Raw genomic sequence first — 6,031 nt, 5'->3', positions numbered from 1 at the left:
AGCGAAGAACAAACGACTCAAAGCGTTCAAGGATGCCGCGCTGATTTTGCGCCGCCGCATCGAGCTGTTTCTCTCGCTGCCACTGCAACGCCTGGACGCCATGTCGCTGCAACGCGAGTTGCGAAACATCGGCCAAGAGTGAAGAGCGTCACTTCATCAACAACCAATTTGAAAGGACACCCCATGCCAAGCATCCAGATTTTCGACCCGGCGCTATGTTGTAGCACCGGCGTATGTGGCGTTGAAGTGGATCAAAACTTGGTGAACTTCGCCGCCGATGTGGATTGGGCCAAGCAACACGGTGCTCAGGTCGAACGCTTCAACCTGGCACAGCAACCCCTCGCTTTCGCCGAAAACCCGACAGTGAAAGGCTTTTTACAACGCTCGGGCCAAGAGGCGCTGCCCCTGGTTCTGGTCGATGGTGAGGTGGCCTTGGCCGGTCGCTACCCCAGCCGAAGCGAATTGACCCGCTGGGCTGGCATCGAGGCGCCCGAAGCCTCGCCAGCCCAAAACGCCTGCTGCTCTGGCGGCCGCTGCTGCTGAACAAGGAGATCCCATGCACTTCCTGACCCAGCCGCCTCGCTTCCTGTTTTTCACCGGCAAAGGGGGCGTCGGCAAGACCTCCATCGCCTGCGCAACGGCCGTGCAACTGGCGACCCAGGGCAAGCGTGTGCTGCTCGTCAGTACCGACCCGGCTTCCAACGTGGGGCAGGTTTTCGGCGAACGCATCGGAAACCACATCACGATGATTGCCGCCGTGCCGAATCTATGGGCACTGGAAATCGACCCGCAGGCAGCCGCGCAAGCGTACCGTGACCGCATAGTCGGCCCAGTGCGAGGCGTGTTGCCCGATGCGGTAGTGGATGGCATCGAAGAATCCCTGTCGGGTGCCTGCACCACGGAAATCGCCGCCTTCGATGAGTTCACGGCCCTGCTGACCGATGCGGCGCTGACGCAGGATTACGCGCACATCATTTTCGACACAGCCCCTACCGGCCACACCATCCGCCTGCTGCAACTGCCGGGCGCATGGAGTGGCTTTCTGGAAGCAGGCAAAGGCGATGCGTCGTGCCTGGGGCCGCTGGCGGGCCTGGAAAAACAGCGCAGTCAGTACAAGGCTGCGGTAGAGGCGTTGGCCGATCCCTTGCGCACTCGTCTAGTGCTGGTTGCCCGTGCGCAGCGCCCCACGCTGCGCGAGGCGGCCCGCACCCATGAAGAACTGGCCGCTATCGGCCTGTCACAGCAACACCTGGTCATCAACGGCGTATTTCCTGCCAGCGAGGCCGAAACCGATACGCTTGCCGCTGCCATCTACGAAAAAGAGCAGGCTACGCTGGCCGCCATTCCGTCTGTCCTCCAGGCGTTGCCTCGGGATCAGATCGCGCTCAAGCCGTTCAACCTCGTGGGCCTCGACGCTCTGCGCCATCTGCTGGTCGATACCGACGCCACATATGGCGCCGATGCCATCGAGCTGCCCGACCAGATCAATGCGCCGGACTTATCCGCCCTGGTCGATGAAGTCGCTGCCGATGGGCACGGTCTGGTCATGGTGATGGGCAAAGGCGGCGTGGGCAAGACCACGCTGGCCGCTGCCATTGCCGTGGAGCTGGCGGGCCGGGGCCTGCCCGTGCATCTGACCACCTCCGACCCGGCTGCGCATCTGGCCGACACGCTGGAAGGTTCGCTTCCCAATCTGGCTCTCAGCCGCATCGACCCCCAGGAAGCCACGGCACGCTATCGCCAGCATGTGATGGACACCAAGGGCGCGCAGCTCGATGCCGAAGGCCGCGCCTTGCTGGAAGAAGACCTGCGCTCGCCCTGCACCGAGGAAATCGCGGTGTTCCAGGCATTCTCCCGTGCCATCCGCGAAGGGGGCAGAAAGTTCGTGGTGATGGACACCGCGCCCACAGGCCACACCTTGCTGCTGCTCGACGCCACCGGCGCATACCACCGCGACATCGCCCGGCAGATGGGTGAGACGGGCGTTCATTTCACGACGCCGATGATGCAGTTGCAAGATCCGAAGCAGACCAAGGTGCTCATTGTCACCCTGGCCGAAACCACGCCCGTGCTGGAAGCGGCCAACCTGCAAGACGACCTGCGCCGCGCGGGCATCGAGCCGTGGGCCTGGATCGTTAACAACAGCGTGGCGGCCGCACATCCGCATTCCCCGCTGCTGCGCCAGCGTGCACGCAACGAGTTGCGGGAAATCGACGCCGTGGCCACACAACATGCCCGACGCCATGCTGTCGTGCCGCTTCTGACCGAAGAGCCGGTGGGAGTGGAGCGTCTGCGGGCTTTGGCAAAACAGGAAAAACCTCATGAAATCACGACAGCCCCCAAAGCGGGCATTCGATGCTGAACACGCCATCGCGCCTGTCCTTCCTAGATCGCTATCTCACCGTCTGGATTTTCGCCGCGATGGCGCTGGGTGTTGCATTGGGTACGTTCTTCGACGGTTTGCCCGATGCGCTCAATGCGCTCTCGATCGGCACGACCAACGTCCCGATCGCCATCGGCCTGATCCTGATGATGTACCCGCCGCTGGCCAAGGTGCGCTACGAGACGCTACACGAGGTCTTCGCCGACCGGCGCGTGCTGTTGCTGTCACTGGTGCAAAACTGGATCATCGGGCCGGTGCTGATGTTCGTGCTGGCGGTGATTTTTCCTACGCGACCAGCCGGAATACATGACCGGCCTGATCCTGATTGGACTGGCACGCTGCATCGCTATGGTGCTTGTGTGGAACCAGTTGGCGCGTGGTGATAACCAGTATGTCGCGGGCCTGGTCGCCTTCAATTCGATCTTCCAGATCCTGTTCTTCTCGACCTATGCCTGGTTCTTCCTGTCGGTGCTGCCGCCTGTGTTCGGCCTGCAAGGCAGCGTCATTGACGTGGGCTTTTGGACGATCACCGAGGCGGTACTGATTTACCTGGGCATCCCGTTCCTGGCCGGCTACCTGACCCGGCGCTCGCTGATTCGACGCAAGGGCCAGGACTGGTACGAGCGTGCATTCCTGCCGCGGATCAGTCCCATCACGCTGGCGGCGCTACTGTTCACCATCGTGGCCATGTTTAGCCTCAAAGGTGCCGACGTGGTGCGCCTGCCGATGGACGCGCTAAAGATTGCCGTGCCGCTGACACTCTACTTCGTGATCCAGTTCCTCATCAGTTTCTTTATGGGCCGGCTGATCCAGGCCGACTACCCACGCACCACCGCCATCGCCTTCACTGCCGCAGGCAACAACTTCGAGCTGGCCATCGCCGTGGCTATTGCGTCGTTCGGCCTGGCTTCGCCTGTCGCCTTCACCACGGTGATCGGGCCGCTGGTGGAAGTGCCGGTGCTCATCCTGCTGGTGCATGTCGCCTTGCGGTTGGGCCGCCGGTGGCGGCTCAAGGGCGCCAGCATGTATTCCGCCAACCCCACGAATCCCTGAACCGAGGCAATGGCATGAGCCAGATCACCATCTATCACAACCCCGACTGCGGTACGTCGCGCAACGTGCTGGGCTTGATTCGCAACAGCGGCGAAGAGCCGACCATCATCGAATACTTGAAAACACCGCCCGACCGCGAGACGCTGAAAACGCTGATCGCTGCGATGGGTGTGCCAGTGCGTGCGGTGCTGCGCGAGAAAGGCACACCTTATGCGGAATTGGGCCTGGATGATTCCAAATGGAGCGACGAACATTTAATCGACTTCATGCTCCAGCACCCCATCCTCATCAACCGCCCCATCGTGGTCTCGCCGCTGGGCGCACTGCTGTGCAGACCTTCGGAAGCGGTGCTGGACATCCTGCCCCAGCCGCAGCGCGGTGCATTCAGCAAGGAAGACGGCGAAGCCGTCGTGAATGCGGAAGGCCGCCGTGTCTGAATCCAGAATCGACCTACCCAATATCGACACCGCGCTGTTCCAGCAACCCGATGCCCAGCGGTTAATGGCACCCGAGCGTGCCACCCACGCGCCGCGCTTCCTGCTGCTCTATGGCTCGCTGCGCGAACGCTCGTTCAGCCGCCTGGCTGCTGAAGAAGCGGCACACATCCTGAGCGCGCTCGGCGGCGAGACACGGATGTTCAACCCCTCGGGCCTGCCGTTGGTGGATGACGCGCCTCACGATCACCCAAAGGTCAGGGAACTGCACGAACTGGTGCAATGGGCCGAAAGCATGGTGTGGAGTTCGCCCGAGCGCCACGGTGCCATGACCGGCTTGATGAAGACCCAAATAGACTGGATTCCTCTGTCGGTCGGCGCGGTGCGCCCGACACAGGGCAAGACGTTGGCGGTGATGCAGGTGTCGGGTGGATCGCAGTCCTTCAACGCCGTTAACCAAATGCGCGTGTTGGGCCGCTGGATGCGGATGCTGACCGTCCCAAACCAGTCTTCGGTCGCCAAGGCATACCAGGAGTTCGATGAAGCGGGACGCATGAAGCCCTCGGCCTATTACGACCGCATCGTGGATGTGATGGAAGAGCTGATGAAGTTCACGCTGCTCACGCGCGACGTGGCGCCATATCTGGTAGATCGCTACAGCGAACGCAAGGAAAGCGCCGAAGCCCTGAGCCGGCGCGTCAATCAAGCAGCGATCTGAGAGCCGCCATCGCAGCAAAATGGGGGCCGAAGCCCCCTCGGTCAAATCAGACCGCGTTCGGCGAAGGATATGGTGCTGCCACCCGCCACGATGATGTGATCCAGCGTGCGGACATCCACCAGCGCCAGCGCCTCCCTGAGCCGCTGGGTCAGTACCTTGTCGGCGCGCTCGGTTCGGGGTTGCCGCTCGGATGGTTGTGCGAAACGATGACCGCTGCCGCATTGAGCCGCAGCGCCTCCTTGACCAGCTCGCGTGGATACACCGATGCACTGTCGATGGTGCCTCGGAAAAGCTCGCTGTATTCGATCAGGCGATGCTGCGTATCCAAGAACAGCACAGCGAAGACTTCATGCTCGAAACCAGCCAACTTGGCGCTCAGGTACTCCTTGACCGCCACCGGCGAACTGAACGACGCACCGCGCTGCATCTTGTACTCGATGGCCTGGCGCGCGGCCTCCAGAATTTGGTCGGCCGTCGCCAGCAGGTAGCGGCCCTGTGCATCGCGCACCATCAGCGAGGCATCGAACGAGGAAAAGGACAGTTGCGACATGATCGTGCTCCGGTTGCTCGGGCGGAATTGCCCGGAACCGTGGCCAGCACGGCGCAGCGCAAGCAGTCAGGGGTCGCAGACGGCCGCCAGGACGCAAGCGTGCATGGCACGCGCCGCCCTTGACGGCGAGAACGCCGTGATACGGTGAAGGGAACAGCAAGACCGCCCACACCCCGCCCACTGCACACTGTCGTCTTTTGGGCAAGCGAAGCACGCAGGCCCGGCAGGGCCGGAGGCGGCAGGGGCCAAAGCCGGATGGCCGCGATTCGGCACGAAGCGCGGGGCGCAGCCCGCGAACCCGACGGCGGCACGCCGGGACGCCCGACTGCTTGGGGCAGGGCTACTCGTTGTCGGTCTTGCGCTGCTCGATCTGCAACTGCGCCCGCTGCGTTGCCTGTTGTAGCCGCTCCACCAGCACGCCCCTCGGCGGCAAGGCGGTCAGGTACTCGGCGACGTGGATGCCCGACTTGTCCAGCTCCAGCAATTCGATCTGCTCGCGCTTTTTGCCGGTGCAAAGGATGATTCCCAGCGGCGAGGCTTCCTCCGGCTCCCGTTCGTGCTTGTCCAGCCAGCGAAGGTAAAGCTCCATCTGTCCCTTGAAAGCCGCCTTGAACTCGCCGACCTTCAACTCCACTGCCACCAGCCGCCGCAGTTTGCGGTTGTAGAACAGCAAGTCAAGGTGGAAATCTTCGCCGTCAATTTGGATGCGCTTCTGCCGAGCCACGAAGCTGAAACCTGCGCCCAGCTCCAACAGGAAGGATTCCATTTCGCGGATGATCGCCGCCTCCAAGTCGCCTTCCTGCCATGTGTCCCGCAGTCCCAGGAAGTCGAGGATGTACGGGTCRCGCATGACCAGGGCGGGCGACATGCGCTGCGCATCGCGCATCGTCGCC

General features: G+C 62.6%; 5 protein-coding genes and 2 pseudogenes. 5 read left to right on the top strand and 2 right to left on the bottom strand.

All coding sequences use genetic code 11. The annotated features are described in order from the left end of the window. The first annotated feature begins 183 nt into the window (after nt 1-183). The 5 genes and pseudogenes from arsD (at nt 184) to arsH (ending at nt 4,588) form a co-directional block, all read left to right on the top strand. Nucleotides 184-543 carry an arsenite efflux transporter metallochaperone ArsD gene (gene arsD / locus DQ405_RS23400; RefSeq protein WP_008643208.1) on the top strand — a complete coding sequence of 120 codons (360 nt, stop codon included), beginning with the start codon at nt 184-186 and terminating at the stop codon, nt 541-543. Nucleotides 544-556: 13 nt separating this feature from the next. After that, nucleotides 557-2,362 (top strand): arsenical pump-driving ATPase, encoded by a 1,806-nt coding sequence (arsA, locus tag DQ405_RS23395; protein WP_168426294.1) that lies wholly within the window; start codon nt 557-559, stop codon nt 2,360-2,362. Then, nucleotides 2,356-3,436 (top strand): annotated as a pseudogene (gene arsB / locus DQ405_RS23390) (ACR3 family arsenite efflux transporter). Before arsA ends, arsB begins: the two are co-directional and overlap by 7 nt. 14 nt (nt 3,437-3,450) lie before the next feature. Next, on the top strand, nt 3,451-3,873 hold the full coding sequence (arsC, locus tag DQ405_RS23385; RefSeq protein ID WP_020203139.1) for an arsenate reductase (glutaredoxin): 423 nt from the start codon (nt 3,451-3,453) through the stop codon (nt 3,871-3,873). Continuing rightward, the gene (arsH, locus tag DQ405_RS23380) at nt 3,851-4,588 is read left to right on the top strand and encodes an arsenical resistance protein ArsH (protein ID WP_020203140.1); all 738 of its coding nucleotides are present in this window, start codon (nt 3,851-3,853) and stop codon (nt 4,586-4,588) included. Before arsC ends, arsH begins: the two co-directional genes overlap by 23 nt. Nucleotides 4,589-4,629: 41 nt before the next feature. On the opposite strand, the pseudogene DQ405_RS23375 reads toward arsH, so the two are convergent. Both DQ405_RS23375 and DQ405_RS23370 read right to left on the bottom strand, forming a co-directional pair. Beyond that, nucleotides 4,630-5,015, bottom strand: a pseudogene (locus DQ405_RS23375) (JAB domain-containing protein). A 463-nt stretch (nt 5,016-5,478) separates the two neighbouring features. Then, a partial coding sequence (locus DQ405_RS23370; protein WP_168426293.1) for a PDDEXK nuclease domain-containing protein occupies nt 5,479-6,031 on the bottom strand: 553 nt, incomplete at its 5' end.

This window comes from Pseudomonas sp. SST3 (genome assembly GCF_003325755.1).
This window is presented reverse-complemented; position numbering and strand designations above follow the sequence as displayed.

Bases quoted from the DNA above. Each gene is read 5' to 3' on its own strand.
- arsD (WP_008643208.1), top strand. From the start codon at position 184: ATGCCAAGCATCCAGATTTTCGACCCGGCGCTATGTTGTAGCACCGGC.
- arsA (WP_168426294.1), top strand. From the start codon at position 557: ATGCACTTCCTGACCCAGCCGCCTCGCTTCCTGTTTTTCACCGGCAAA.
- arsH (WP_020203140.1), top strand. From the start codon at position 3,851: ATGCGGAAGGCCGCCGTGTCTGAATCCAGAATCGACCTACCCAATATC.
- arsC (WP_020203139.1), top strand. From the start codon at position 3,451: ATGAGCCAGATCACCATCTATCACAACCCCGACTGCGGTACGTCGCGC.